The following is a 24,808-nucleotide window of genomic DNA, read 5'->3' on the forward strand; positions in this document are numbered from 1 at the left end:
GAACTCCCTCAGATCGGGATACCAATGAGGGAGAAGAGACCGATCATTCTCAGCCCGATGAAGATGGTGAGCGCGACGAACGCGTATTTCAAGAACTGTCGGGGTAAGCGGTAGGCCATGAAGGCCCCAACCTGTGCGGCGGGAATGCTCGCCGCCGCAAGGAGCGCCGCCTGGAGAAGGTCGACATAACCGATGGCGGTAGGCGGCAGGCCCGGCGTCCCGAGGCCGTTGAGCATGTATGAGGCAATCCCCCCCGTCGCGGTGAAGAGCATCACGACCATGGAGGTGGCGACGGCATGGCGCATCCCGAAGTGCATGACCACCACGAGGATCGGAACAAGGAGAACGCCTCCCCCGATCCCGGTAAGCCCTGAGACTAAACCGATCGGGAGGCCCCATAGCAAGCAGGCTCGGGTGCTAACCTGCGGGGCCCCTCCTGCCTCTCCTTCAGGGGGAGAGAAGAAGGTGCGGGCCCCGGCGGCAAGGACAACCAGCCCGAAAAAGATCTCAAGGGGTGCGGCCGGAACATGCGTCGCAATGAACGCACCGGAGACCACGCCAACCAGACTGGAGATGCCGAGGAGGACTCCGGCACGCCATACGACCGCCCCCTTCCGGTGGTGGCCGAGGGCTCCGCTCACCACGGTGGGGAGGATGACGGCAAGACTGGTCCCAAACGAGAGTCTGAGTGCGAGATCCTCAGGGATCCCGAGCGATGAGAAGAGGTTGAACTGTATCGGGACCATGATGAAACCGCCACCGACGCCGAGGAGTCCGGAGAGTACTCCGACAAGGAGGCCGGTGACGACAAGGGCAAGGAGGTAGACAAGATCAGTCATGGTCAGGGTCTATGCGCGTTCAAGAGGGGCCGACATTTCATCATTTCAGGGAATTCCATCACGTGGCCAGGTGATAGGTTTTGCTGATCTGTAGTAGGTTCATAGAAGAGATGAGATCTTTTGCGGGGCGAAAAATCTGACGATCCTGCCGAAGGCGATCCCGATGCCCTGAAACCGGGCCGACAGAGTGTTGAGTCGAGAATCTGCAGAAATTCTCTGTTAACTCCGATTTGATATATATAGATTGCGCATGATCTGTATGCGCGGTCCCGGGCAAGGAGATCCAGGAGTCATAACCTAAACTTGAGATCGACCTTTTCATCAATTAAAGATCCCCAGAGATTTTGATCCCATTCTCGACCCCTGAAAAGAGAGATCGCGCAGCCCTCACCCCACGGTCTGGGAGGGATCAGGAATATTTAAATATCAGATCCCCGAAGGAGTCCTTTGCCCCAGAGACACTATGAAGTGCGTAAGTGGGGGGACACACTTCATCTCAATGACGGGGTGTCGGAAAGTAAGGAGAAGTACAGGCTTGCCGGCCTGCCAGGCCGTCCCAACCCGGGGACGGTATGGACATGACTCCATCGTACATTCGTGCGCGCTGGCGGACGGCACCATGCTGGTTGCCGGAGTTCATCACAGCACGACCACACAGGTGTGCAGGATATATCAGGCAGAGGCCCTTTTCACTATACCTCTGTCCTGTTGGCAGGAAGGGCTGCGGTCCATTTCTGGGGGGGCGTGGACCCGCCCATCTCCTGCCGTCTCTGCCCAACCTCACCTGACTTCAACTTTTTTTCTCATCCACCGCCGACCGGCGGGAAGAGCGAGATTACGTCGTTGTTGGTGATACGAGTATCGAGACCATCCTCAAAATGGATGTTTCTGCCGTTCCGAAGGATGTTAACATGGTCCTGGAGGACACCTGGCGCCTCGAACATCGCCTCCCTGAGAGCCGGACGCTCCTGAATCAGCAGGTCAAGAAGGGCTGCGACAGTCGTACCTTCGGCCACTTCCATCTCGCGCTCGTTCTCAAGGATATTTCTAAATGTTGCAAATGATTTTACCTTGATTCTCATTTTCTGGACCTCAGTTTTTCTATCTCTTCTTTTCCCTCAACCTTCAGGACAAAGGTGCCGTGGCACGGCTTGGTATACGGGAAGATTACAGAGTCCCCATCCACGCCGATGGGTATCGGCGGCACCCCGATGAGAGCCAGGTCAAAAATCTTGTAACCCGGCTGAACCTCATAGGTTTCTCGGTAATGCTTCTTGATAAATGCTCGGTACTCCTTGAACGAGCAATGCCGGAGGAGCACCTCATAGTTGAGAGCCTCTACACATCCCATTTCATCACCCTGTCGATCGCCTTCTTCAGCGGCAAGGGGTTGTGGCCCCCTGGTGCGACCACCGTCTCACAGTCGAAGTCGATAAGCGATGCGAGAGTTTCAGCCTCTTTGCCAAAGACCACAGCCACCACACGCCCGGCCGAGACCACACTCATCGTGCCGGCATAACTGACCCCGCTCTCACGGTGCACCAGCACAAAGGAGAGGTCGTAGTCATGTTCTCCCGCAGCGATCTCTTCGATACATCCGTCGAGGTCGAGCATCTCACCGACATAGTGGTGTTCGGGGTCGGCCATCGCGAGAAGATGTCTCGCAGAAGGGTTTCCGGCGACCACCGGCAGATAACCCGACCGCCTGAGGCTGTACGCCAGGTGGACGGCAAGGCTCACCTGCGCCGGCGCCTCCGGACATCCCAGGATAATCAGACCCTTCTTTCTCTCTTTATCCGATATTTCCATTTTATGCACTCCATCTACCCTGCAACCATCACACAGACAGCGTTGATCCTCTCATGCGCGTCCTCCCGATGCCATACATATCAACTTCGCAGACTCACTCTGCCCCCACTCCTGCAACCCGCCCGGGGTGGGTGTAGACCGTGAAACGATCCCCCCTGGAGAAGCAGATGAGAGTGATCCCGGCCTCTTCTGCGGCCGCGATCCCGCGGTCGGTCGAGGCCGCCCGCGAGATGACGATCGGGATCCCGGCATGCGCGGCCTTGGCCACCATCCCGACCGGTTGCCGGCCCGTGCACCCGATGACACAGCGCGACCGGTCGAAGCCGCCGAGCACGGCATGACCGATCACCTTGTCGACGGTGTTGTGCCGGCCGACGTCGCAGGCCTTCGCAACAAGTTCGCCGTCACAAAAGAGGACCGAACAGTGAAGACCACCGGTCCGGCGCCAGTCGTCCGACTCGATGGCGGCGGTCATCCGGTAGATGTCGTCGATGCCGACCTGCAGGTCGGAGGTGATGCGAGGCAGCGGGCGGAGAAAGGAGGCACCCCCCGATGACCCGATGACCTCTTCGCCGCGGGGCCGGAGATCGGCCCGAACCCTGATCTCCTCACCCTCTACTCCGACTCCCTCGACATCCCCGGCAAGCCCCTCAGAGACGACAAAACCCGCCCCCAATTCTTCGAGTTGCTCGGCCGAAGCGACCATCTCGGTGACCGGCATACCGTTCACCAGGAGGCGGTACCGCCGTTCGGCACAGATCTCGTCAATGATCTCATTCGCCTCTCCACCCCTGACCTGGATGCACCGCCATTTATAGAGATCCATCATATCTTTCCTGCATGGATGATTTCAAGGATCCGGGCGTTGGCACGTTCCCAACCCTTATATGATATCCCCATTAACAATTGTTAATCATAACTCTCCGAATTTATGGATTGTGATTCTATGAAGCTCCCATGTGAGACTGGCGTCTGGCTGATCCTCCCGTGCATCCGGGCATGCCTTGTACAGGAATTGATCATAAAAGGGCTGCCCCAGAAGCAGGTCGCCCAGATGCTTGAGATCACACCGGCATCGGTCTCCCAGTACGCCTCAAAAAAGCGCGGCTGCAAGATCGAACTCGACACCGAGGTGATCGGTTCGATCCGGGAACTTGCCGACGACATGGTGGCCGAGCGGGTCGGGCACATGGGCCTGCGTATGTGCGACATCTGCATGCAAGTGCGCTCAGGGGGGTTGATCGAAGATGACGGAGGGCCCTGTGCCCGCACCATGTTCTGCAATATTTCCCCACAGCACGACACCGAAGAACAAATCTGAATAATCCTGTTTTCCCCCGTCTCCAGGCTGTCGATCCCTCACGCCGGGGAAGGGGTGCGAACTTAATTATCCTTGCCACGCGATAAGTAGAACGATGTATTCGCAGAGACTGGATAACCTTCCACCATACCTCTTTGCCAGAATCGACGCACTCAAAGCCCAGAAAAGGAGCGAAGGCGTTGACGTCATCGACCTGGGCGTCGGCGACCCCGACCTCCCGACGCCGGATCATATCGTCGAGGCGATGGTCAGGGCAGTCCAGAACCCTGAGAACCACCATTATCCCGCCTACGACGGGATGCTCGCCTACAAGGAGGCGGTCGCGACGTGGTATCGGAACCGCTTCTCGGTATCCCTCGATCCGGGCAACGAAGTCGTCGCCCTGATGGGTTCAAAGGACGGGATCGCCCATATCCCTGAGGCGTTCGTCAATCCAGGCGACTATGTCCTGGCCACCGATCCGGGCTACCCGGTCTACAAGACCTCGACGCTCTTTGCCGAGGGGAAGACCCACTTGCTGCCACTCCATGCAGAGAACAACTTCCTCCCGGTCCTCGATGATATTCCGGCCGACGTACTGAAGCGGGCAAAGCTCCTCTTCTTCAACTACCCGAACAACCCGACGGCCGCAACCGCACCCATATCCTTCTTCAACGAGGTCGTGGAGTTCGCCCGTGAGCACGACCTCGTCGTCGTCCACGACAACGCCTACTCTGAGATCACCTTTGACGGCTACAAAGCCCCCTCCTTCCAGGAGGCGGACGGGGCAAAGGAGGTGGGTGTCGAGATGCACTCCCTCTCCAAGACCTACAACATGACCGGATGGCGGATCGGGATGGCGGTCGGCAGCCCCGAGGTGCTCTCCGGCCTGACGCGGGTCAAGTCCAATGTCGACTCGGGGGTCTTCGACGCCGTGCAGCACGCCGGGATCGCCGCGCTCACCGGTTCCCAGCAGTGCGTCGCCGACGCCTGCGCCGTGTACCAGGAGCGGCGGGACGCCCTGGTGAAGGGACTGCGCGAGGTCGGCTTCGATGTTCCGGCCCCGAAGGCGACCTTCTATGTCTGGATGCCGGTCGAGGACTGCATGAAGACGGCGGCAACATTCCTGAACGAAGCCGGGATCGTCGTCACGCCTGGAGTCGGGTTTGGCGAGAGCGGCGAAGGTTACGTGCGCTTCGCCATCACCAGGTCGGTGGAGCGGATCGAGGAAGCCGTAGAGCGGATCGGGAGGGTGGCCCTGTGAAACTCCCGTCTCACCTCACCGTCGAAGGTGGTCACCTCTATCTCGGCGGCCGCGATATCGTCGACCTTGCGAGGACCTACGGCACGCCGCTGTACGTCACCGACCTCGACCGCATCGTCGGAAATTTTAAACGGTTCACCTCGGCACTCACCGCCCACTACCCCGCGGTCCAGGTGCTCTTTGCGGCCAAGGCGAACGGCAACCTCGCGGTGATGCGGGCGCTTGCCGAACAGGGGGCAGGCGCCGACGTCTTCTCGTCAGGCGAACTCGAACTTGCCCTGCAGGCCGGGATGCTGCCCGAACGTCTCCTCTTCAACGGGAGTTCCAAGAGCCCAGGCGACCTCGCCCTCGCCGTCGAGAAGGGCGTGCGGGTCTCGGTCGACTCGGTCGACGAACTCCGTCAACTCGAGGCGGCCGCCGCCGAGGCCGGAAAGAGCGTCGAGATCGCCTTCAGGGTCAACCCGGCCCTCGAGGTGCCGACCCATCCGAAGATCGCCACCGGGCTGAAGACGAGCAAGTTCGGGATCCCGGCAGAAGAGATCGTCGGGGCCTATGCCGAGGCGCTAGCCTGCGAGCATATCGACCCGGTCGGGATCCACTGCCACATCGGCTCCCAGATCCTGGAGGTCGAACCCTTTGCGCGGGCGGCCGGCGTGATGGTCGAGGTCGCAAAGGAGGTCACCGACCTCGGCGCCCACCTCAAGTTTCTGGACGTGGGCGGGGGCCTCGGGATCCCGTACCACCACGACACCGACTCGGCCCCGACCCCCGAGGAGTACGCCGCCGCCGTGATGCCGGTCTTCCTGCAGGGGATCAGGGACGCGGGGATCGACCCGGCCCTTTGGGTCGAGCCCGGCCGCTGGCTTGTCGGCGATTCCTCGATCCTTGTTGCCCGGGTCAACTCGGTGAAACGGGCGCACCGCACCTTCGTGAACGTCGACGCGGGCTTCAACCTCCTGGTCAGGCCGGCGATGTACGACTCGTACCACGAGGTCGTCGTCGCCAACAAAGCGGACCAACCGGCCGACGGCACCTACACGATCGCCGGCCCGATCTGCGAGACCGGCGACCTGCTGGCCCAGGACCGCGACCTCCCCGCGCCCGAGGCCGGGGACCTCGTCGCCGTCCTGGACGCCGGGGCCTACGGGTTTGCGATGTCCTCGCAGTACAACAGCCGGCCGCGCTGCGCCGAGGTGGCGGTGCGCGGCGGGAAGCACGCCCTGATGCGCCGCGCCGAGAACCTCGACGACGTCACTGCCGCAATGCAGGAGCCTGGCTGGCAGGACTGAGGAGCGACGGGAGTGCACTTTCACTACGCCCTCGTCGACGACCTCATCAGCCGGGAGGAATTTGAACAACGGGTTCGGGACCGGATGAAAGATTCCGGGGGGCTGCTTGATGAGAACGCCGCAGCCCTCCTGGTCGTCGGCGACTGCGGGAGGCAACACCTGCGGATTGCAGAGATCCGTGCCGGCCCTTCGCTCTTCTCTTTTTTTGGCAAGGTGCTCAGGGTCGGTGAGCCAGAGGAGTTTACGCGTGCCGACGGCGACCAGGGTGTGCGCGCCACCCTCCTCCTCGGCGACGCCACGGGCAGGATCGAGGTCGTGCTCTGGGACGAGAAGGCCGGGGCGGTGGCCGAGGTCGAGGAAGGAGAGGTGATCGAGGTGATCGGTCGGCTCTCGGGCAGGAACGGGTGGAGCCTCTCGGCCATGGCCCTCCGAAAGTCCAGCGTCTCCATCGAATGCCCCCTCGACACCGAGCGGAATTGCGCCTCGCCGGTCGGGACCGGTGACCTGGTGGTGAGGGTGCTGGCCATCGAGGAGCAGAAGACCTTCTCCAGGCGGGACGGTTCGGTGGGGGCGATGGTCCCGGCGATGATCGGCGACGAGACCGGGACGGCCAGGCTCGTATGCTGGGAACCAGAGATGTTTGCCGGAATCTCTCCCGGCGACTCGGTCAGAATCATCGGCACACGGCCAGGCGGCCGGAGCCAGGAGTCAGGAACCGAGTTCAGCCTCGGCGAGGGGGGGAGCATCGAACCGGTCGCCGAGGCTATGGAAGTCCTGATCACCAGGGCGGAGGATGTGCGGCCTGGCCAGACAGTCTCAGTGGCAGGAAAGGTCACGACAGTGCAGGCGCCGCACGGGTTTGTGACCCGGAGCGGGAAGCGGTCGTGGGTGCGGAACCTTGAGGTTGCCGACGCGTCAGGAACGATACGCCTTGTCCTCTGGGGCGACCAGGCCCTCGAAGAACTCGCTCCTGGCGACGAGGTGAAGGTCTATCATGCCCGCGCCCAGGAGGGACGGTACGGTGGGGTCGAGGTCTCGGTCGGGCGCGGGAGCCTGCTCATACTCCCGCACGTGCGGGAGAACGAAGTCTCTTTTGAAGGGACCGTCGTCCCCTCTCCCCTCGGGATGACCCTCGACAACGGGCACGATAGTTTTCTCCTCTCCTGCAACCTCCTCCCCGGCCAGGAGGTGCGGGTGGACGGCGTCCTGAAGGGGCGGTTGATCACCCCCTTCACTATCGAACCTGCCGTGATCAGACGCATGTCCCTGGAGCACCGTCTGGATGCTCTCTCTGTACAAATCGGTGAGAGGAAGGGACGCTGACCTCCCTCTCACCCGGACGTTCACTTTCACACCGCACACGGGAAGGAGACTATAGGGGGTGGTGCGAAAATGATATGTGTGCCCGGAGACCACCATCTCGCGTGTATTTTCCCGGCTTTCCGCACCTCTTCTGCGGGTGTGAGACCACATATCAAATGGAGTGAAATAAATCATGTCCTCTGGTTCGCTGGATCTTGAAGACCTCCCTGGCGTCGGCCCGACCACGGCCGACAAACTCAGGGAAGCAGGTTATGCAACAGTTGAGAGCATCGCAACGGCCTCACCCGCCGACCTCGCCGAAGCGGCGGAGATAGGGGAGTCAAGCGCGAAGAAAGTTATCAAGGCCGCCCGCGAACTCGCCGACATCGGCGGGTTCAAGACCGGGATTGCCGTCCTTGAAGAGAGAAAAGAGGTCAAAAAACTCAAGACCTTCGTCCCTGAGTTCGACGATCTCCTCGGCGGCGGATTTGAGACCAAGTCCATCTCCGAAGTCTACGGCGAGTTCGGATCAGGCAAGAGCCAGATCGCCCACCAGATGGCGGTCAACGCCTATCTCCCCGAGGAGTTAGGGGGGTTGGGCGGTTCGTGTGTCTATATCGATACCGAGAACACCTTCCGTCCCGAACGTGTCGAGCAGATGGTGAAGGGCCTCGAACTTGAGGACGAGGAGTACGAGGTACCCCCTCTTGAGGAGTTCCTCGAACACATCCATGTGGCCAAGGGCTACACCTCAGACCACCAGATGCTCTTGGTCGAGAGTGCGCGCGACCTCGCAAATGAACTGAAAGAGTCCGAGTACCCGGTCAGGCTCATCGTCGTCGACTCCCTCACCGCCCACTTCAGGGCCGAGTACGCGGGCAGGGGCACCCTCTCGGTGCGGCAACAGAAGTTGAACCGGCACATGTACGACCTGGCCAAGTTGGCTGAGGAACACAACGCCGTGGTCCTGGTGACCAACCAGGTGCAGTCCAACCCTGGTGTCTTCTTCGGCGACCCGACCAAGCCGATCGGGGGGAACATCGTCGGTCACGCCGCCAAGTTCAGGTTGTATCTCCGCAAGAGCAAGGGCGGTCGTCGGATCGCAAAACTGGTGGACAGCCCGAACCTGCCCGAGGGCGAGGCGGCGTTCGTCGTCGAAGAAGGCGGGCTCAAAATCTGAAGGTGGTCAGGAGTGTTCAAGGCGGTCGTCACCGATCTGGACGGAACCCTTACCGACCGGAGGCGACGGATCTCCACCGCCGCCATCGAGGCTATCCGTGACCTGGTGGACGCCGGCATTCCGGTGGTGCTTGCAAGCGGCAACACCACCTGTTCCCTGGACATCCTCTGCAAGATGATCGGGACCGACGGGAGCATCATCGGTGAGAACGGTGGGGTATACCGTCACCGGTTCGACGGCAAACTCCAGGTCGCCGGCCGCCAGGATATCTGCCGGGAGGCGTACCGCCGTATCGAGGAACACTTTGCGGAAGAGGGCAAAACTCTCACCCTTTATTCCCCGGAAAACCGTTTCGCCGACATAGCCTTCGCCCGCACGGTCAGCCCGGCGGAGACCGCAGCGATCATCGCCGATATGCCGGTCAGGACCATCGACACAGGCTTTGCGATCCACCTTCAGTACAACGGAGTCTCGAAGGGGACGGCCCTTTCAGAACTCGCAGCCCTGATGGGTCTCGTACCCGACGACTTCCTGGCGGTAGGGGACTCGGAGAACGATACCGAGATGATCAGGCGCGCAGGCGTCGGGGCCGTCGTGGGCAACGCCGTGCCGGGTCCGATGGCTGCTGCCGAATATGTTGCAGAAAAAAAGTATGGGGAAGGCTTTGTCGAGATCGTCAGAAAATATCGCCCTTACTTTCGGGAGAGATAACGGTCGACGACGATATAGTCGCGAGCGTCCTTGACAGCTTCGAAGGGTATAAGCATCATCTCACCGTCCATCCGGTACCCGGAGGGGTCAAAGGTCTGGTCCGGCTTGACGATCAGGTCGATCACCTCACCGCTGTCGAGGTCGACCAGCAGGTTTTTGATCTGGCCGACGAGCATACCATCGCTGCTCATCACCTGCTTGCGCGCAAGACTCCGTGAGAAGATTTTATTCATGGTTTTTCGGTGCGTTTCGTAAATATATATAGCCTTTGAAAAGAAGGGAGATTTGCTTTTCCGCAGAATTCTGCGGGCCTTCACCTGAGAATCTCAGATGCCATCTTGATGTCGACCGCCTTCACAGTCTTGCGGCCGGCATGCCTGGTGAGTTTGATCGCTTCCCTCGCCATCTGAGTTCCATATTCTTCCATGAGCGCAGCAAGCGCCTCACTCCCATCGGCGCTGACGCGCTCAGCACCGGCGTTCTTGATAATCCTGCCAACCGGGGCAATAGGTAGTTCACTCATTCTTCTTCATCTCCTCGGTCAACCCTGCCTCATTGCATTTAGGAGAGTTGAAATAACACATCCATTGATGTGAATACCCCTATTTATACTTGCGGGTGTCTGAATCAGGTGACGACCCTTTCATGCCACCCATCTGGATGTTCATGGGTCGCGGTCAGGGTCTTCAGGCAGGACATACTCATCAGCCGGGTGGTTGGTGGAGAGGACCGACCGCACCGGTCAGGGGCAGAGAGGGCAGAAATAAAAATAGATTATATCAATCCTTTACTGATTTTAAGCCCCCTCAGACCATACCCAGATATCACCGACATCACGCGAAAGAAGGGACATCTGGATCAGACCGGACCCACAACCCTCAGACCCCCGGCACCAGGGAGAAGTCAGGGCCACCATCCCGGGGGGGTCTGGTGGGATGGTGCGCCGTTCAACATCTCCCGCGGGAAGGCGTTGCCCCTACCCCCCGCATTGTGATCGGCAGAGAGCATATCCCCAAACCCTCTCCTGGGAAGATCATTTTCATAGTTATCAGGCATGAGGCGTGCTCTCGCTTCATGAGCGATTCTACACGACCTACAGAACCAAAATTCCTGGAAAACTACGCTTCAATCCAGACAGGTGTTCAAGCCCGGATGCTTCCGGATACGTTCCGGCAAAAAAAGATCAGAGGAGAAAGACCCTGATGATATCAGTCTGGGTGATGATCCCGATCGGCTTACCGCCCTCGACGACGACCAGTCTCCCGATCTCCTTCTCCTTAAAGCGCCGGATCACCTCGTAGAGTTTGATATCTGCTTCAGCCTTGACCACGTCGGAGGTCATCGCCCTCGTCACCAGGGACGAGGGTTCGAACCCCTGCTCGACGCCCTTGGCGAGGTCGCTGAGCGTGACAATCCCGAGGAGTTCGTCCCCGTCCATCACCGGGGCGCCGTGGATATGGCGTCTGGCAAAGATCGAGGCCGCGTCCTTGAGCGTGTCAGTGGGAGCAAGGGAAATGAGTGGCGAACTCATATAGTGCCTGACCGATTTTTTGGGCAGGGAGATCATCTCGCCGATCGAGATGAGCAGGGAACTCTGTGCCTCATCTTTGCCAAATACTTCTCCTTTGATGAGCATCTTGTTCACCGGCGTCGGACCGACGGTGATCTCGTCGCCGATATCAAAGATCTTGACGCTTCCGAGGAGTTTGATCAGGGCATGACAGATATCCGGATGACAGAGTGTCGTAAAATCTATCTCAGATACGCTGACACTCTCGACTTCAATGCCGCCCCTGGAGATCGGCACTATGTACTCGCGCTCGTACTCGCCAATGTTGAGCTCCGCGTAGGCCTGTGCCGAGGGGTTGTACCCTCCCTTCGGCCCGGGAACTCCGTCGACCAGTCCAAGTGCCTTGAGGGACTGCATCTGATTCCTGACCGTACCGGGATTGCGTTTGAGAACCTCAGCGATCTCTTCGCCCTTGATCGCGCGCGAGTGCTGATGGTATAGGGTGATGAGAGTGATGAGTATCTCTTTCTGGATAAGGGACAAATCCATAATAGAATTAGAGACTCTTCATAAATATCTTGGTTGTGGATACTGTGGATTTTGAAAGAATACCAACTGTTCCGACTGCAGACGAGGTACTGGACCGCAGTTTCCGGCGTGCTGCGAAAAAAATGCAGATGAAGACGAACAAAGATCGTGCGAACGAGGATTTTGTCAGGGCTGTCTCAAGTGCGGTCCACGACCGCCTCGTCCACATCATCCAGTCGTTCCCGATCTTCGAGGAGCAGCCACCCTTCTACGTGGACACCGTCGAGGCGCTCTTCGGGATTGAACGGCTGAAGATGGCGCTCGGGAATGTAGGCTGGGCGGCGATGCATACCAAGCGGATGGGTTGGGAGCACGGAGGGCCGCGGATCCGGAAGGCAGAGGACACCGCAACGATCAGGAGGCGGGCGGTGGCCAGGATCGCCTCGATCGTCCACCAGATCGACGACGACCTGCACTTCCTCAACGAGGCCAGGAATGTCCTCCGCAAACTCCCCGAAATCAAGGAAGACGAGTTTACGGTGGTCATCGCCGGCTACCCGAACGTGGGCAAGTCCTCGTTCATCACCCGCGTTTCCTCAGCCGAACCTGAGGTGGCCTCATATCCGTTCACGACCAAAGGGGTGATTGTCGGCCACCGGTACGAGGGGCGCCGGCGGATTCAGTTCGTTGACACACCCGGACTGCTCAACCGTCCGGAAGAGGAGCGAAACCCCATCGAGGAGCAGGCGATATCGGCGATCATCCATACCGCAGACCTGATCGTCTTCATCCTCGACCCGAGCGAGTATTGCGGTTACCCCATGGAAGACCAGCGCCGTCTCCTTGAAGCCATCAGGGCCAGGGTGAGGGTGGAGGTGCCGATGCTCATCGTCGCCAACAAGGCCGACCTCGGTGCAGAAAGCGAGGCTGAATATTCCATGTCGGCCCAGACCGGTAAGGGAGTAAAAGAAGTGCTCGAGGTTGTCCTTTCACATTATCGGGAGCCAACCCCACGCCCCGACGAGGACGCACCCGAGGAGGAAACCGAGGACAGTCCCACCGTTCAGGGGTGGGAGCCCTGCCTGCGGCCGTCCAGATAAAACAAAGTGGAGAAGCACGGCCATCCCTGCGACCGAACCGACCATGGCCCCGAGCGCAGGGACCGAGAGGCCCAGCACCGTCACTTCAGAGAGGAACACCTGGGCCGAGACGACGAGGATCGAGGGCATGATCAGATCCCCCATACCCATGATGAAGGCCCCACGTTCGTCTTTCTTTTTTCCAAGGTCCATTCCCTCGCGCCGGAACGAGAAACTCCGCCGTTTGGGAATTACAAAGAGGATAGGGGTCTTGAGTTCGATGATCCCCTCGGCAAGGGCAAGCATGTGTCTGGTCTTGTAGACCGAGATGGCATCATAGACCGCCAACAGGATGAGGAGGAGGATCACCGGCAGAATGGCGAGGGAGACCCCGAAGATCGCGGCGACGCCCGCGGCGATGAGGATGCCGAGGGTGTCGATGACGTACCACTCAGGGTACAGGAAGAGGAGGGCGGTCCCGAGCGCCGCACCTGCAAGGGCGAAAGGAAGCCCAAGTGCCGAAAGGCTGAGCGCAGTAACCCCAATGCTCCAGAATACAAAATAAAGCGTGAGGAAAACCGAGAGGGCGACGAGCCCGAGGATCACCCGCTTGCCCCCGAGTTTGATGAGGACGAGCATGAGCAGGGTGAAACCGAGGAGGAGGGCGATGAAGATGAAGGGGTTTGCGACCGATGAGGGATCTTCGAAGGCGACAACACCGGCCGCCTGCATAGGGAGGGCGAGAACGATACCGACAGCCTCCACAAGGAGGAGCATGATCGGCATCACCAACAGAGGGATGTTATTCCTGATATCCATTGCAGACCTCTTCTAATATCGTTAGGTTAATTAATGGTATTCTATTATCTAAAAGCATGGAGATCAGAGAAGTCCTCGTCGACATCGTTCTCACCATCATCCTTGTGGTCTCCACCCTCACGCTGGTCTGGCGGGTCTGGCAGGATCTGACCATGGCCGTGGCAACGACGCTGATGATGCTCTCTCTCGGCGGACTCTTTCTCTCCCTTGGTTATAAGGTCTGGCGGCTTGAGGAGAGTGTCATTGCGCGCGAGCGGACGATGAGGGTGAACATGGAGGAACTTTCCCATACCATGGCACAGAAATATGATAACACTGTCCAGCATATCGATACGACAGTGAGCGAGATCACTCGCAGGATGTACCGATAAAAGACCACACAATGTTTTTGTGATCCTTCCATGGGCGTTGCACTCAGAGATATCATCAAGGACTACCGACAGGAGACCGACCTCGAAGAGATGCGGGGGGTCGTGGCAGTCGATGCCTTCAATGCACTCTACCAGTTCCTCTCCATTATCAGGCAGCCTGACGGCACCCCGCTGATGGACAGGGACGGCCGGGTCACCTCCCATCTATCGGGGCTTTTCTTCAGGAACGTCAACTTTCTGGAGAAAGGGGTCAGGCCGGTCTATGTCTTCGACGGCGCGCCGCCGGAGTTGAAGAGCACGACGGTCGAGAAGCGGCGGGAAGTACGGGACGCCGCAGGCGAGGCGTGGAAAGAGGCGCTTGCGCGCGGCGACCGGGAGGAGGCCTACAAACAGGCAAGGGCCTCGGCAAAGATCGACGAGGCGATGATCTCGTCGGCCAAACGGTTGCTCTCGCTGATGGGTATCCCCTGTGTCCAGGCGCCGAGCGAGGGCGAGGCCCAGGCGGCGTTCATGGCACAGCGGGGCGATGTCAACGCAGCGGCCTCGCAGGACTACGACTCCCTCCTCTTTGGAGCGCCGCATCTGGTCAGGAACCTCACGGTCTCAGGCAAACGAAAGATGCGCGGCCGGACGGTGACGGTGCGGCCCGAGACTTACGACCTCCAGAGTGTTCTGGAGGGACTCTCGGTCACTCGCGAGGGGCTTGTCGAGATCGGGATCCTGGTCGGGACCGACTTCAACCCCGGCATCAGGGGGATCGGGCCGAAGACAGCCCTGAAGATCGTGCAGAAGGGGAAGTTCGTCGGGACGATTCGGGAGAAGGCCCCTGAGTTCGACCCCGAGCCTATCCGCAATTTCTTCCTTGACCCGCCGGTCACCGAAGACTACCGTCTCTCCTGGGAGAGTCCGGCGCCCGATGGGGTGGTGGAGATGCTCTGCGAGGAGTACGCATTCTCGGAAGCGAGAGTCGAGAGCGCGCTTGAGCGTTTGGGGATGAAGGCCGGGCAGAAGACGCTGGACGCGTGGTTCTGAGGGTCTGAACTTTTTTGGTCCCGGTGAATTTTTTTTCCGGGGGGATGGAGGATCTCGGACGCAGCCTTCCCGCCCCAATCTTCGCGGATCAGGGGGTGGAGGGAGAAGGCGTGATGATCATACCGGCACCCCCATCACAGAACCTTCACCTCCGTCTCGCGCCTGGAGGCGAATACCCCCCGGACTCGAAGGCCCTACGGGCCTTCTCGAACTCGCTAACGCTTGTCCCCCCCCACGATGAGGGGATGGGTGGGGGCGGCAATGAGGCGGCGGTTCCACAGCGGTTTTCACGCTCATCACACCATCACAAGGGAGAGGATCAAGGACTCTTCCACACCCAGAAGATCTCCTCAGAAAAATTTTCTCCCCGTATGCTTGAGATTCTTCAAAGCCCTAAATATATCAAGTCATACATCAGATGATTTCTATGCGTCTGATCGCTTCATTCGTCCTTCTGACACTTATTCTCACATCTATCAGCCCCACGGCCAGCGCGTCACCCTCTTTGCCGGATTCTGCCCCAAAATTCATGGAAAGGGCACCGATGAGTTCCGTCGACCTCATCCCGGTCGCCCTCCTTTCGGCAGAGGACGGTGGCTACCTCCAGGTCGTCAACGCGGTCACCTACCTGCCGGAGGATGATCCGACCTCCGCAACCATCCTCACCCGGGCCGGAGCGGACGGTTCAACCTGCTGGACTACCTCTATGGACGGCAGACCCCGTGCCGCCGTTTCAGCCCCTGACGGCGGGTGGGTCGTCGCCGGCAGCAACCAGAGGAAAGCCTGGGTCACAAAATTTGTCGATGACGGCACGCTCCAGTGGGAGCGTGTGAACACGTGGGAAGATGACTCAGAAATCCTGGCGATCGCCTGCACCGCTGACGGCGGATTCGTCTTTTCAGGTAATCTGGACAACCAGAGCATTGAAGAGAACCAGAAGAGCGAGATCTATCTCAGTCATCTCGACGCCGACGGCGTCCCAGTCCTTGAGACCTCCTGTGTCGTTTCCCGGGGTGATATCTGGGACTGTGTGACCGGTATCGCAGACGCAGATGACACGCTCTTCATCATCACCACATCTTCGCGTATCACGACCGACCCGAATGGCACCGTGCTCTCTGTAGAGAGATGGCCACATGACTTCTCAGCCGCGTTCCCTGTGCAAGACGGTTTTGTCGTTGCCGGCAGCGTGCTCCACAACCATAGGTGGGTCCAGACCCTGATAAAAATGGATCCTGACGGCTCCATCATCTGGGAGCGGCAGTATGAAGAGCTGGAACCGGCAACGATCGATGGGTTAGTCGAGGGCTCGCACGGCGAGATCGTCGCCTTCGGGACATGCTCGTACAATCGCACGTGCCCCCCCTTCACTGAATCTGTCACCGACTCCCTTGTCATGGTCTTCGGTCCTGACGGAGAACTCCGTGGGCAGAAGACCAGCGGCTATCCCGGGATAGACATGGGCAGAGGAATCGTCACGACAGACGATGGTTATCTTCTCCTGGCTGAATATGTCACTCCCCTTGAAAAAATTGATGAGTATAATCTACGGTTTCTTGCCTCCGGCACCGCCCTCTTCCCGGTCTCCGGGCGTCGGTGATCCATAGGGGAGAGGGCTCAGTGACAGGAGGTTCCGACTCCTATCTCCTAAACAGAGTACTCCCCTGAATCATTTTTTCGGCTCTAATAAATCGGGCACGAGTCTAGTGCCCGCCTTAAGCATCCCGGATGAAAATCGTTCAGAGCAGATCTCCAGGGCGTGGAAGGATCGATCCTTGATCCTTCTCCTTGTGACTGAGGAACGAACAGATATCAAGTATCGTGCCGCCTCCGCCTATATCATCCATGGGGGGACGACCGGAGGGAGTCGAGAAAGCCGTAGACTTTCGCTGACGAGCGTGAGCGTGAGCGAGATCGAGACGACGGTGAAGAGTCTGCGATTGTGGGCGGCACGTCGGATCATCATCTCTCCCCTGATCGATCGCGCCGGTGCGGAGCACGGTCCGCGCCAGATGTACACACCAGAACAGAAATTCAACACAACAAAAAAAGAAGGGTGGATCAGAGTCGCTTCCAGATATAGACGATCCGCTGCAGGGCGGTGTAATGCCCGAGCACCCCGAAGATGACGAGGAGCCATCCGAGGTACGGCATCCCGTACACCGGCGCCGCAAAGACGAGGTCAAGGACACCGGCGATGATGAGGAGCACCAGACGGTCGGCCCTGCCCAGGATCCCGCCATAGTACCTTCCCACCCCGAGGGCCTGGGCCTGGGTGCCCATGTACGAGGACATCAGCACACCCGTGAGGGCAAAGACGCCAACCTGCCATGAGGCCGCACCGCCCGCAAAGATCCCGGTGATGATGACGATATCGGCGTACCGGTCAGAGACATGATCGATGAAATCACCGCGCAGACTCGCGATCTCAAGCTCGCGGGCGAGCGCTCCGTCGAGGGCGTCGAAGACGGCGTTGACCGCTACCAGCAGGACACCCCAGGCGACCTCGCCGTAGTAAAAGGCGACGCCCGCCGCGAAGGCCGCGACCAGCGCACCGACCGAGAAGAAGTTCGGCGTAAGCCCGAGACGTTTTGACCCGGCGATCGCGGGGTTGAGGAGACCGGCGACATAGGGGCGGAGGCGGTCGAGGGTCATAGCCCCTCCATGAGATAGGAGGACCAGTCGACCGTTCCGAAAGACGGGGCAACCGTGCCGTCCATGAAGCCCTCGATGAGGTCGGCGACTTCCTCAGGGCCGAGGGCGGTGACGTCCACCTCAAGCACCCGCTCTGCGGGAAAGAGATCCAGCGTCTCGATCAGGATGACGTCCAGGGCCTCGGCTTCCGCGTTTTCCCGCACCTTTTCCCGTGCATAACCGCGCGCTGCCAGTCTCTCCTCCAGGAGATCGGGGCGGCAGCGGAGCACCACGATCCGATCACAGGGGAGGAGGTGGGCGAGATGGCCCTCCACCACCCCGTCGACCGGTTCAAAGGCCGCCGCCCATGCCTCGGCGTCTACGACCATAGTGTCTCGCTCAGGGTCATCACCGAGGACGAACGGCCCGACCGTCTCGGTGGCATGCACCACCCGGCGGCCGCGGTCGGCAAGCACCTCTGCGACCGTGCTCTTTCCTGTGCCCGGCGTCCCGGTGATCCCGACCATCATAACAGATCCCCGACCTTCTCAAGAAAGAGTTCGTTCTCCCAGTCCGCACCGATGCTGACCCTGATATACCGATCTTCAAGCCCGGGGAAACTCCGGCACGACCTGACGACGACGCCTCCCTCTGCAAGTCGCTCCATCGCCTCGTCCCCCTTCTGGGGCGCCACGTCGATGAGGACGAAGTTCGCCTCAGAGGGCGTCACCGGCAGGGGGATCTCGGCCATAAAGCGTTCTCTCCATCTCTGAACATGCGCCACGACCTCATGAATGTGTGCCTGGTCTGCAAGCGCCGCCTCCGCCGCAGCAAGGGCGACGCTGTTCACCGCAAAAGGCGTGGCCGCCTGCTCCAGATGGGGCGCAAGCCATGCGGGGACGAAGGCATACCCAAAGCGCAGACCGGCAAGTGAGTAGGCCTTGGACATCGTCCGCCCCTCGATGAGGTTGTCGTATTCCCGCATCAGCGGACGGTAGTTCACGTCAGAGAACTCGATATACGCATTATCCAGGAAGAGGAGACAGTCGGTCCCGTCCAGGATCTCCCTGACCACATCAACGGGAACAATGTTCCCGGTCGGGTTGTTTGGCGTGCAGAGAAAGGCGAGTTTTGCCCCCTGGCAGGCCTCGACAAACCGCTCCGGATCGACCGAGAAGTCGGGTTCCCGCGGAACCTCGACGACCTCCGCACCCTGCGCGGCGGCGGTAAGTTTGTAGAAGGAAAAGGTCGGGGTGGAGATGACGACCCGGTCGCCGGGTTCAACCACGGTGCGCACGACCGTCTCGATCACCCCATCCATGCCATTGCCGAGGAGGAAGGCATGGTCGCCGTGAAGCCTTCGGAGGGCATCCGTCGCCGCCGCGGGCCGGGCCGCCGGGTAACGGTTCCCTTCCTTCAGAGCCGAAAGCCCCGCGGCGACCACCGCGTCAGAAGGGGGGGCAGGGTTTTCGTTGCTGGCAAGCCGCGCCACCCTGGAGAGCCCCTGCTCGCGCGCGATCTCCTCCGCGCTCTTTGCAAAGACGTAACCGCCTGCTGTAGCGTAACACCGCCTAACGACCGAGCGCCTCATTGATCACACCGACGGCCGCGTCGATCTCCTCGTCGGTGATGACAAGGGGCGGCACGAGCCTGATGTTCCCATCGGCCGCACAGTTGATCAGCACGCCGTGCTCAGCACAGTACTGCTGCATCTCGGCACAGCGCTCGCCGACCGTGAACCCGATCATCAGTCCCACCTGCCTGGGCTTCCAGGCGGCAAGGCCCTCGGCGAAGCGTGCGCCCTTCTCCGGGATAGATGGGAGAAGTTCCTCGATCACGCTGATCGTCGCCCGTGCAGCGGCGCAGGCAAGTGGCCCGCCGGCAAAGGTGCTCCCATGCTCGCCCCCCTTGAACTCAAGACCCTTGCGGGCGACGAGCGCCCCCATGGGGAAACCGCTTGCGATCCCCTTGGCCATCGTGAGAATGTCGGGTTGCGCCTGCGTGTGCTGGAAGGAGAACCACTTTCCGGTTCTTCCCATCCCGGTCTGGACCTCGTCGATGATCATCAGGGCGCCGTGGCGGTCACAGCACTCCCTGATCCCTTCGAGGAAACCTTCTGGCGCTGGGATGACACCCGACTCTCCCTGGATGCTCTCAACGATCACGCCGGCAACATCGTCGTCGAACGCCTGCTCAAGGGCGTCGAGATTGCCGTACTCGACAAAGGTGCATGCAGGCTCAAGAGGCTCGAAAGGTTCCCGGATCGCCGGTTTGTGGGTGACGGCAAGCGCCCCCATTGTCCGGCCGTGGAAACTGTGCGTGAAAGAGATGAACTTCTTCCTGCCGGTGGCGAGACGGGCGAGTTTGATCGCCCCTTCGTTCGCCTCGGCACCCGAGTTGGAGAAGAAGGCCTTCCCCCCGACAAGACCTGAGATCTCCACGATCTTCTCGGCAAGTTCTGCCTGGTGCGGCACATAGAAGAGGTTCGAGCAGTGGATCAGTTCGTGCGCTTGCTTGCAGATCGCCTCCACCACCTTCGGGTGGCAGTGGCCGGTGCTGCAGACCGCGATCCCCGCGACACAGTCGATATATTCGCGCCCCTCCGCGTCCCAGAGGCGGGCCCCCTGCCCGCGCACGATCTCGGTCGTGCGCGAGAAGGCGGGCATATAGTACCGGGCGTCCAGTTCCCGGTAGTTCTCTGCTAACTCCATACTGTCATCATCTCATTCGTATTCGATAGTCGCAGGGGGCTTGGGGGTGATATCGTAGACCACCCTCGAAACCTCGGCGATCTCGGAGGCGATCCGCCCGGCGATCCTGACCAGGTCGTCGAAGGGCACCTCCATCGGGTCGGCGGTCATGCCGTCGCGCGAGTTCACCGCCCTCACGGCGACGACCCAGCCGAAGCACCTGATGTCGCCCTTGACGCCGGTTCCCCGGCCGAGGAGCGCTGCAAAGCACTGCCAGGGCTGGTAGCGTTCGACGAGTTCGTCCTCCACGATGGCGTTCGCCTCACGAACGACCGCGATCTTGTCGGGGGTCACCTCGCCGAGCACCCGCACCGCAAGTCCAGGGCCAGGGAAGGGCATCCTGTGCTGGATCTCGGCCGGCAGGTCCAGACCACCGGCGACGTCACGCACCTCGTCCTTGTACAGGTCGCGCAGGGGCTCGATCACCTGCTCGAACATCATGTCCAGGGGCATGCCGCCGACATTGTGGTGGCTCTTGATCCCGCCCTCGCTCTCGATCCGGTCAGGATAGATCGTCCCCTGGAGGAGGTACTTCGCTCCCGTGGCCTTCGCCTCACGCTCGAAGATCCTGATGAACCGCTCGCCGATGACCTTTCTCTTCTCCTCAGGATCGGTGATCCCCTTCAGCGCCGCAAAGAATTCATCGGCGGCATTGACTCTCTTCACGCCCAGGTCACAGAAGACCTCACAGATCCGTTCGCTTTCGCCCTTGCGCATCAGGCCGGTGTCCACATAGATGGGGATCAGGTTCTCCCCGATCGCCCGCGCCGCAAGCATCGCACAGACCGAGGAATCCACACCGCCGGAGAGGGCGACGACGACCTTCTCGTCCCCTGCCTTCTGTTTGATCTCCTCGACTGCGCGCTCGATAAACTGCTCTACCTTGACCATTGCTCAACCTCTTTTTACTGGTGTTTCTGGTTCTTGTATTCCATGCACGCCTTCACAAACCCGACATACGGCGGAGACGGCCTTGTCGGCCTGGACCTGAACTCAGGGTGGAACTGGGTTGCAAAGAAGAACGGGTGGGAGGGGAGTTCGAGGATCTCCATCCTGTTCCCGTTCGTCCCTGAAAAGACCAGCCCCCCCTCTTTCAGTTCCTCGATATACTCGGGGTTCACCTCATAGCGGTGACGGTGCCGTTCGGTGATATCCTTCTTCTGGTAGAGGCTCCAGGCCCTGGTCCCCTGCGCCACGTCGACCGGATAGTTCCCAAGACGCATCGTCCCCCCGAGGTCGGTCACATCCTCCTGCTCGGGGAGAATAGCGATTACCTGGGTGCCCTCGCCGAACTCCTCTGAGATCGCGTCCTCATAGCCAAGGGCATCACGCGCGAACTCCACGACTGCCATCTGGAAACCCAGACAGATCCCGAGGAAGGGAATCTGGTTCTCTCTGGCATATCGGATCGCGGAGATCTTTCCTGATACCCCCCGCTGGCCAAAGCCGCCGGGGATCAGGATCCCGTCCACTTCAGCGAGTTCTGCAGGTTCATAACTCTCCGCATCCAGCCACTTGATCAACACCTCGGCAGAGATTGAGCGGCCGGCGTGCTTGAGAGCCTCCTTGATCGAGAGATAGACATCCTCGATCCCGTACTTGCTGACAATCCCTATGGTCACCCGATTGGTGTAGTCCTCGGTGACGGTGCGATACCACTCGGCGTCCACACCACGCTTTTCCAGATCAAGGAGGTCGAGGACGACGTTGGCAGCCCCTTCCTTCTCAAGTTCCATCGGGACATGATAGATATCAGGGGCATCGGCCGCACTGACGACCGCGTTGAGCGGGACGTCACAGAAGTCGGAGATCTTGCGGCGCGAGTGCATGGGAAGAACCCGGTCGCTCCGGCAGACGATCATGTCTGGGCGCAGCCCGAGTTCACGCAGCGCCTTGACCGAGTGCTGCGTCGGTTTGGTCTTGAGGTCGCCCATCGTGTCGGCAGGCACCAGGGTCACATGCACGAGGGCCGTGTCGTGCGCCGGGAGATCGCCGCGCATCTGGCGCACCGCTTCGAGGAAGGGCATCGACTCGATGTCGCCGACCGTACCGCCGACCTCGACGAGGCACACTTCTGCCCGGTGGCCGTTGTTCTCGAACTCCTCGGCCGTCCTGGTAATGCAGGCCTTGATCTCGTCGGTGATGTGCGGGATGATCTGAACGGTCCCGCCCAGGAAGTCGCCCCGCCGTTCCTTCTCGATGACACTCTTGTAGATCTTGCCGGTGGTGATGTTGTGGTTGCTCGTCAACTCGATGTCAAGAAAACGCTCGTAGTTGCCGAGATCAAGGTCCACCTCGCCACCGTCGCTGAGCACGAAGACCTCACCGTGCTGTGCAGGGTTCATGGTGCCCGCATCGATGTTCAGATAGGGATCGATCTTGATTGCCGTGACCTGATAGCCACGGTTCTTCAGGATCCTCCCGATCGATGCCGCCGTTATGCCTTTGCCAAGGCCACTCATTACGCCGCCAGTAACGAATATATACTTCAAAACAAATTCCCCGCGGATATCGTCGTACCCATATCTATCTCATCATGGGATTATAGTTGTAGTGGAGAGAGGCCTTCTGGCCGAAGGAATATCGATGTATCTCTCATTTGACCCGGATATCAGGGTTCTCAATCCGCTCTCCCCCTCGGTCCCATCACCGCGAACGATGCGGTGGTCCTGGCAAGCACCCTCCCTTCCGGATCTGAGACCTCTGCCTCGGCGAAGGCGATGCGCCGTCCTTTTCTCACTACCTCGCCTCTGGCCCTGAGTGTCCCGTCCCGCACGCCCGCAAAGAAACTTGTCGTCTCGGAGATGGTGGCGATCCGTTCGTCTTCCTGGAGGAGGGTGATGATGGCCAGGGCCATCGCCTCGTCTGCCAGGGCAGTGTAGACGCCGCCCTGCAGCCAGCCAGCCCCGTTCTGCATCTCCGGCCTGACGGTCATCGAGAGTTCGGCCCGACCGTCCCCATACGAGACAGGGTCGATACCCATCAGGCCAAAGAATGGATTGGCCTCCCTACCCCTGGCCTTGATCTCTTCAAGGTAACCCATGCCTCTGTTTACACCGCTGGCCCGCATAACTCTTCCCACCGGGGAAAAATACCATATGGGAGGACTTCCTTCTCTTCAACATGGACAGCGAAGAGAAGGAAATGCTCAGAGACCTGTTGTGGCTCAATGCCGTCATCGCAACCGAACTGATCCAGATCACCGAGAACACCTCCCAGATCCTCAGAAAACAGCCCCCACCGGACTCATGTCTCAGCGAGCACGGCGAACTGCGCGAGACCGCCCTTGCAATCGCGGAGAATTACCGCTCCGGCACGGCCCTCGGACCCCACCTGCGCGGCCACCAGTGAACGGTGATGCTCTCGTCAGGATCTCCAACGTTGCCTTCCCGTCCCAATCACAATCCCGGGGATCCAGGGGAGACACCCCCACGGCGAGGATAGTTGAGGGGCGGCAAAGGTTGGCGTTTGCGTTCGCTGTTTTGTCGTGAGTGATCAAGGATATGTCTTGAGAGATGTTCTCATTGGGATCTCAAGCGTGGCTTTCCCACCTCAATCTTCGCGCGGGGATCCGGGGCCGCGACCCCGGCGAGAACATGGGGAGGGTAATTGATTCATGTTTGCGCCAGGTCATGAAGAGTATCCGCCCCCCTCCCTCCAGAGCATTCAGGACGAACTCATGAGCAGACCTGCGCGTCCCGTCCCCTCATTACAAGAATAAAGTTATGAGATACGCTCCCCCAACTACTGCTATGAAACTCGTACTCGCAATTGCACCTGACAAGTTCCGCGACGAAGAATTCGAGGTGCCGCAGAAGATCTTCTCTGAGGCAGGAGTCGAGACGGTGGTCGCCTCCACCAGGGTCGGCACCTGCCAGGGGATGGTCGGTGCGATGGCAGAGGCGACGGCCGCCTTCGCCGACCTGAACCCCGAGGAGTACGACGGCATCGTGGTCGTTGGGGGCATCGGGTCGCAGGACTATCTCTGGACCGATGCCGACCTGAAAAAACTCGTGCAGGGATGTGCAAAGGCCGGGAAGGTTGTCGCTGCGATCTGTCTCTCTCCGGCCGTCCTGGCACGCGCCGGTGTCCTTGACGGGAAGAATGCAACGGTCTTCAGGAGCCCCGCCTCCATATATGAGATGGAACGGGGCGGGGCCAGACTCGTGGAAGAGAGCGTCGTCACCGACGGAATGGTCGTAACGGCCAACGGACCTTCGGTCGCGGGGTCGTTCGCAGAGGCCGTTCTCTCGGCCCTCTCCAGATAAATAAATCGGCAGACCCCATACATGGGGGAACCGGGCCCAAAATTTTTATCCAATTGAGAATATAATTCGCTGTTGGCATGCCGTCCTGATTCACAACATCTCTGGACTTGCATATTACAGAAG

At 60.0% G+C, this 24,808-nt stretch carries 28 protein-coding genes; 12 read left to right on the plus strand and 16 right to left on the minus strand.

Going from position 1 to position 24,808, the window contains the following annotated elements; genetic code table 11:
• Positions 1-8: 8 nt before the first annotated feature.
• The 5 genes from RJ40_RS03275 to fdhD all read right to left on the minus strand — a co-directional run bounded on the left by RJ40_RS03275 (position 9) and on the right by fdhD (position 3,477).
• Positions 9-839, minus strand: coding sequence for a sulfite exporter TauE/SafE family protein (locus RJ40_RS03275; RefSeq protein WP_265581927.1), 831 nt, complete (start codon positions 837-839; stop codon positions 9-11).
• Between the two features lie 803 nt (positions 840-1,642).
• Positions 1,643-1,921, minus strand: a complete 279-nt coding sequence (locus RJ40_RS03280) for a ubiquitin-like small modifier protein 1 (RefSeq protein WP_265581928.1) — start codon at positions 1,919-1,921, stop codon at positions 1,643-1,645.
• On the minus strand, positions 1,918-2,190 hold the full coding sequence (locus RJ40_RS03285) for a DUF1894 domain-containing protein (RefSeq protein ID WP_265581929.1): 273 nt from the start codon (positions 2,188-2,190) through the stop codon (positions 1,918-1,920). Before RJ40_RS03285 ends, RJ40_RS03280 begins: the two co-directional genes overlap by 4 nt.
• Positions 2,178-2,648 carry a DUF1890 domain-containing protein gene (locus RJ40_RS03290; RefSeq protein ID WP_265581930.1) on the minus strand — a complete coding sequence of 157 codons (471 nt, stop codon included), beginning with the start codon at positions 2,646-2,648 and terminating at the stop codon, positions 2,178-2,180. Before RJ40_RS03290 ends, RJ40_RS03285 begins: the two co-directional genes overlap by 13 nt.
• A 94-nt stretch (positions 2,649-2,742) precedes the next feature.
• The gene (gene fdhD, locus RJ40_RS03295; RefSeq protein WP_265581931.1) at positions 2,743-3,477 is read right to left on the minus strand and encodes a formate dehydrogenase accessory sulfurtransferase FdhD; all 735 of its coding nucleotides are present in this window, start codon (positions 3,475-3,477) and stop codon (positions 2,743-2,745) included.
• Positions 3,478-3,594: 117 nt separating this feature from the next.
• Between fdhD and RJ40_RS03300 the strand changes: the two genes are divergently transcribed.
• From RJ40_RS03300 to RJ40_RS03325, 6 genes are all read left to right on the plus strand, one after another.
• Positions 3,595-3,969 carry a transcriptional regulator gene (locus RJ40_RS03300; protein WP_265581932.1) on the plus strand — a complete coding sequence of 125 codons (375 nt, stop codon included), beginning with the start codon at positions 3,595-3,597 and terminating at the stop codon, positions 3,967-3,969.
• A gap of 94 nt (positions 3,970-4,063) precedes the next feature.
• Positions 4,064-5,212, plus strand: coding sequence for an LL-diaminopimelate aminotransferase (locus RJ40_RS03305; RefSeq protein WP_265581933.1), 1,149 nt, complete (start codon positions 4,064-4,066; stop codon positions 5,210-5,212).
• Positions 5,209-6,501, plus strand: coding sequence for a diaminopimelate decarboxylase (gene lysA, locus RJ40_RS03310; RefSeq protein WP_265581934.1), 1,293 nt, complete (start codon positions 5,209-5,211; stop codon positions 6,499-6,501). Before RJ40_RS03305 ends, lysA begins: the two co-directional genes overlap by 4 nt.
• A 12-nt stretch (positions 6,502-6,513) precedes the next feature.
• Positions 6,514-7,824, plus strand: coding sequence for an OB-fold nucleic acid binding domain-containing protein (locus RJ40_RS03315; protein ID WP_265581935.1), 1,311 nt, complete (start codon positions 6,514-6,516; stop codon positions 7,822-7,824).
• Positions 7,825-7,996: 172 nt separating this feature from the next.
• On the plus strand, positions 7,997-8,983 hold the full coding sequence (gene radA / locus RJ40_RS03320) for a DNA repair and recombination protein RadA (protein ID WP_265581936.1): 987 nt from the start codon (positions 7,997-7,999) through the stop codon (positions 8,981-8,983).
• Positions 8,984-8,995: 12 nt separating this feature from the next.
• Entirely contained in the window at positions 8,996-9,694 is a 699-nt protein-coding gene (locus RJ40_RS03325; protein ID WP_265581937.1) for a phosphoglycolate phosphatase, read from the plus strand.
• Here the strand turns inward: RJ40_RS03325 and RJ40_RS03330 are convergent.
• The 3 genes from RJ40_RS03330 to RJ40_RS03340 all read right to left on the minus strand — a co-directional run bounded on the left by RJ40_RS03330 (position 9,676) and on the right by RJ40_RS03340 (position 11,753).
• Positions 9,676-9,927: a PRC-barrel domain-containing protein gene (locus RJ40_RS03330; protein WP_265581938.1), complete on the minus strand. Its 252-nt coding sequence runs from the start codon at positions 9,925-9,927 to the stop codon at positions 9,676-9,678. The two genes, RJ40_RS03325 and RJ40_RS03330, sit on opposite strands and share 19 nt — an antisense overlap.
• 80 nt (positions 9,928-10,007) lie before the next feature.
• Positions 10,008-10,217: a histone family protein gene (locus RJ40_RS03335; protein WP_265581939.1), complete on the minus strand. Its 210-nt coding sequence runs from the start codon at positions 10,215-10,217 to the stop codon at positions 10,008-10,010.
• Positions 10,218-10,877: 660 nt separating this feature from the next.
• Positions 10,878-11,753: a CBS domain-containing protein gene (locus tag RJ40_RS03340; RefSeq protein WP_265581940.1), complete on the minus strand. Its 876-nt coding sequence runs from the start codon at positions 11,751-11,753 to the stop codon at positions 10,878-10,880.
• 44 nt (positions 11,754-11,797) lie between these two features.
• On the opposite strand from RJ40_RS03340, the gene RJ40_RS03345 reads away from it, so the two are divergent.
• Positions 11,798-12,832, plus strand: coding sequence for an NOG1 family protein (locus tag RJ40_RS03345; protein ID WP_265581941.1), 1,035 nt, complete (start codon positions 11,798-11,800; stop codon positions 12,830-12,832).
• Here the strand turns inward: RJ40_RS03345 and RJ40_RS03350 are convergent.
• Positions 12,722-13,630, minus strand: a complete 909-nt coding sequence (locus tag RJ40_RS03350) for a presenilin family intramembrane aspartyl protease PSH (protein WP_265581942.1) — start codon at positions 13,628-13,630, stop codon at positions 12,722-12,724. The genes RJ40_RS03345 and RJ40_RS03350 overlap by 111 nt on opposite strands.
• Positions 13,631-13,686: 56 nt before the next feature.
• Between RJ40_RS03350 and RJ40_RS03355 the strand changes: the two genes are divergently transcribed.
• The 3 genes from RJ40_RS03355 to RJ40_RS03365 all read left to right on the plus strand — a co-directional run bounded on the left by RJ40_RS03355 (position 13,687) and on the right by RJ40_RS03365 (position 16,633).
• Positions 13,687-14,001 carry a hypothetical protein gene (locus tag RJ40_RS03355; protein ID WP_265581943.1) on the plus strand — a complete coding sequence of 105 codons (315 nt, stop codon included), beginning with the start codon at positions 13,687-13,689 and terminating at the stop codon, positions 13,999-14,001.
• A 30-nt stretch (positions 14,002-14,031) separates the two neighbouring features.
• The gene (fen, locus tag RJ40_RS03360) at positions 14,032-15,033 is read left to right on the plus strand and encodes a flap endonuclease-1 (protein WP_265581944.1); all 1,002 of its coding nucleotides are present in this window, start codon (positions 14,032-14,034) and stop codon (positions 15,031-15,033) included.
• A 544-nt stretch (positions 15,034-15,577) separates the two neighbouring features.
• Positions 15,578-16,633, plus strand: coding sequence for a hypothetical protein (locus RJ40_RS03365; protein WP_265581945.1), 1,056 nt, complete (start codon positions 15,578-15,580; stop codon positions 16,631-16,633).
• A gap of 461 nt (positions 16,634-17,094) precedes the next feature.
• Here RJ40_RS03365 and RJ40_RS03370 read toward each other — a convergent pair whose 3' ends face one another.
• The 7 genes from RJ40_RS03370 to RJ40_RS03400 form a co-directional block, all read right to left on the minus strand.
• Complete coding sequence (locus tag RJ40_RS03370) at positions 17,095-17,688, minus strand: CDP-alcohol phosphatidyltransferase family protein (RefSeq protein WP_265581946.1); 594 nt, start codon at positions 17,686-17,688, stop codon at positions 17,095-17,097.
• Positions 17,685-18,197: an adenylate kinase family protein gene (locus RJ40_RS03375; protein WP_265581947.1), complete on the minus strand. Its 513-nt coding sequence runs from the start codon at positions 18,195-18,197 to the stop codon at positions 17,685-17,687. Before RJ40_RS03375 ends, RJ40_RS03370 begins: the two co-directional genes overlap by 4 nt.
• The gene (gene hisC / locus RJ40_RS03380; protein WP_265581948.1) at positions 18,194-19,258 is read right to left on the minus strand and encodes a histidinol-phosphate transaminase; all 1,065 of its coding nucleotides are present in this window, start codon (positions 19,256-19,258) and stop codon (positions 18,194-18,196) included. The genes RJ40_RS03375 and hisC overlap by 4 nt, the downstream gene beginning before the upstream one ends.
• Complete coding sequence (locus tag RJ40_RS03385; protein ID WP_265581949.1) at positions 19,239-20,378, minus strand: aspartate aminotransferase family protein; 1,140 nt, start codon at positions 20,376-20,378, stop codon at positions 19,239-19,241. The genes hisC and RJ40_RS03385 overlap by 20 nt, the downstream gene beginning before the upstream one ends.
• Before the next feature lie 12 nt (positions 20,379-20,390).
• The gene (gene guaA / locus RJ40_RS03390; protein WP_265581950.1) at positions 20,391-21,308 is read right to left on the minus strand and encodes a glutamine-hydrolyzing GMP synthase; all 918 of its coding nucleotides are present in this window, start codon (positions 21,306-21,308) and stop codon (positions 20,391-20,393) included.
• 14 nt (positions 21,309-21,322) lie between these two features.
• A complete protein-coding gene (locus tag RJ40_RS03395; RefSeq protein ID WP_265581951.1) occupies positions 21,323-22,909 on the minus strand; it encodes a CTP synthase in 1,587 nt (528 codons plus the stop codon).
• Between the two features lie 128 nt (positions 22,910-23,037).
• On the minus strand, positions 23,038-23,460 hold the full coding sequence (locus RJ40_RS03400; protein WP_265581952.1) for a PaaI family thioesterase: 423 nt from the start codon (positions 23,458-23,460) through the stop codon (positions 23,038-23,040).
• An 80-nt stretch (positions 23,461-23,540) separates the two neighbouring features.
• Between RJ40_RS03400 and RJ40_RS03405 the strand changes: the two genes are divergently transcribed.
• Both RJ40_RS03405 and RJ40_RS03410 read left to right on the plus strand, forming a co-directional pair.
• Positions 23,541-23,768: a hypothetical protein gene (locus RJ40_RS03405; protein WP_265581953.1), complete on the plus strand. Its 228-nt coding sequence runs from the start codon at positions 23,541-23,543 to the stop codon at positions 23,766-23,768.
• A gap of 401 nt (positions 23,769-24,169) precedes the next feature.
• Positions 24,170-24,685, plus strand: a complete 516-nt coding sequence (locus RJ40_RS03410) for a DJ-1/PfpI family protein (protein WP_265581954.1) — start codon at positions 24,170-24,172, stop codon at positions 24,683-24,685.
• The last annotated feature ends 123 nt before the right edge of the window (positions 24,686-24,808 follow it).

It is taken from the genome of Methanofollis aquaemaris, from assembly GCF_017357525.1.
In the GTDB taxonomy this organism is placed as follows: domain Archaea; phylum Halobacteriota; class Methanomicrobia; order Methanomicrobiales; family Methanofollaceae; genus Methanofollis; species Methanofollis aquaemaris.

Coding starts and splice junctions, on each gene's coding strand:
- RJ40_RS03305 (WP_265581933.1), top strand. CDS start 4,064: ATGTATTCGCAGAGACTGGATAACCTTCCACCATACCTCTTTGCCAGA.
- RJ40_RS03405 (WP_265581953.1), top strand. CDS start 23,541: ATGGACAGCGAAGAGAAGGAAATGCTCAGAGACCTGTTGTGGCTCAAT.
- RJ40_RS03280 (WP_265581928.1), bottom strand. CDS start 1,921: ATGAGAATCAAGGTAAAATCATTTGCAACATTTAGAAATATCCTTGAG.
- RJ40_RS03375 (WP_265581947.1), bottom strand. CDS start 18,197: ATGATGGTCGGGATCACCGGGACGCCGGGCACAGGAAAGAGCACGGTC.
- fdhD (WP_265581931.1), bottom strand. CDS start 3,477: ATGATGGATCTCTATAAATGGCGGTGCATCCAGGTCAGGGGTGGAGAG.
- guaA (WP_265581950.1), bottom strand. CDS start 21,308: ATGGTCAAGGTAGAGCAGTTTATCGAGCGCGCAGTCGAGGAGATCAAA.
- RJ40_RS03355 (WP_265581943.1), top strand. CDS start 13,687: ATGGAGATCAGAGAAGTCCTCGTCGACATCGTTCTCACCATCATCCTT.
- fen (WP_265581944.1), top strand. CDS start 14,032: ATGGGCGTTGCACTCAGAGATATCATCAAGGACTACCGACAGGAGACC.
- RJ40_RS03400 (WP_265581952.1), bottom strand. CDS start 23,460: ATGGGTTACCTTGAAGAGATCAAGGCCAGGGGTAGGGAGGCCAATCCA.
- RJ40_RS03285 (WP_265581929.1), bottom strand. CDS start 2,190: ATGGGATGTGTAGAGGCTCTCAACTATGAGGTGCTCCTCCGGCATTGC.
- RJ40_RS03365 (WP_265581945.1), top strand. CDS start 15,578: ATGAGTTCCGTCGACCTCATCCCGGTCGCCCTCCTTTCGGCAGAGGAC.
- RJ40_RS03335 (WP_265581939.1), bottom strand. CDS start 10,217: ATGAGTGAACTACCTATTGCCCCGGTTGGCAGGATTATCAAGAACGCC.
- RJ40_RS03350 (WP_265581942.1), bottom strand. CDS start 13,630: ATGGATATCAGGAATAACATCCCTCTGTTGGTGATGCCGATCATGCTC.
- RJ40_RS03385 (WP_265581949.1), bottom strand. CDS start 20,378: ATGGAGTTAGCAGAGAACTACCGGGAACTGGACGCCCGGTACTATATG.
- RJ40_RS03340 (WP_265581940.1), bottom strand. CDS start 11,753: ATGGATTTGTCCCTTATCCAGAAAGAGATACTCATCACTCTCATCACC.
- RJ40_RS03275 (WP_265581927.1), bottom strand. CDS start 839: ATGACTGATCTTGTCTACCTCCTTGCCCTTGTCGTCACCGGCCTCCTT.
- RJ40_RS03410 (WP_265581954.1), top strand. CDS start 24,170: ATGAAACTCGTACTCGCAATTGCACCTGACAAGTTCCGCGACGAAGAA.
- radA (WP_265581936.1), top strand. CDS start 7,997: ATGTCCTCTGGTTCGCTGGATCTTGAAGACCTCCCTGGCGTCGGCCCG.
- RJ40_RS03300 (WP_265581932.1), top strand. CDS start 3,595: ATGAAGCTCCCATGTGAGACTGGCGTCTGGCTGATCCTCCCGTGCATC.
- RJ40_RS03290 (WP_265581930.1), bottom strand. CDS start 2,648: ATGGAAATATCGGATAAAGAGAGAAAGAAGGGTCTGATTATCCTGGGA.
- RJ40_RS03330 (WP_265581938.1), bottom strand. CDS start 9,927: ATGAATAAAATCTTCTCACGGAGTCTTGCGCGCAAGCAGGTGATGAGC.
- hisC (WP_265581948.1), bottom strand. CDS start 19,258: ATGAGGCGCTCGGTCGTTAGGCGGTGTTACGCTACAGCAGGCGGTTAC.
- RJ40_RS03370 (WP_265581946.1), bottom strand. CDS start 17,688: ATGACCCTCGACCGCCTCCGCCCCTATGTCGCCGGTCTCCTCAACCCC.